Source organism: Pseudonocardia sp. EV170527-09 (assembly GCF_008369905.1).
Lineage (GTDB): Bacteria > Actinomycetota > Actinomycetes > Mycobacteriales > Pseudonocardiaceae > Pseudonocardia.
The window spans coordinates 1-537 of record NZ_VRMC01000315.1; the positions used below are offsets into that span (position 1 = coordinate 1).

Here is a 537-nt window from a genome sequence, read left to right on the forward strand (position 1 = left end):
CCCGCCGATCGCGGACTCCCGGTCCCAGACCAGGGTGCGGGTGACCCGCCCGACGTCGCTGATCAGCTGCCACATCCCGGACAGGATGTCCCCGGCCTGGCGTGAGGGGATCATCGTCGCGGACAGGAACCGCGAGTAGCCCAGCGTCATCACCAGCACCGGCAGAACTCGCTCCTGACCGGCCCCGACGGGGATCGTGGTCTCGGGGAACCACAGGTCACACTGGGCGATCTCGCCCGGTGCATAGACGACCCGGTCGACCGGGTCGACCCCCAGATACTCCGGGCGGATCTGGCGGATCCGGTCCTTGAGCACGGTCAGCGAGTGCGCCCACCCGATCCGCTCGGCGATCACCGTGGCCGGCATCCGCGGGAACTGCGCCAACAGAGCCCGCACCTGCGGCTCGACCGCATCAGCCAGCGAACCCCGCGGGCCCACCGCGGCGGGAACGGGGCCCGCAGCGCCGAACGCACCGTGTTCCGCGCGACTCCCAGCCGGCGGGAGATCTCCTTGATCGGGACACCCTCCGCCCGATGC

General features: G+C 71.3%; 1 pseudogene. It reads right to left on the reverse strand.

What is annotated here, in order from left to right:
• A pseudogene (locus FVA95_RS31855) lies at positions 1-537 on the reverse strand (IS21 family transposase); the annotation flags it as partial.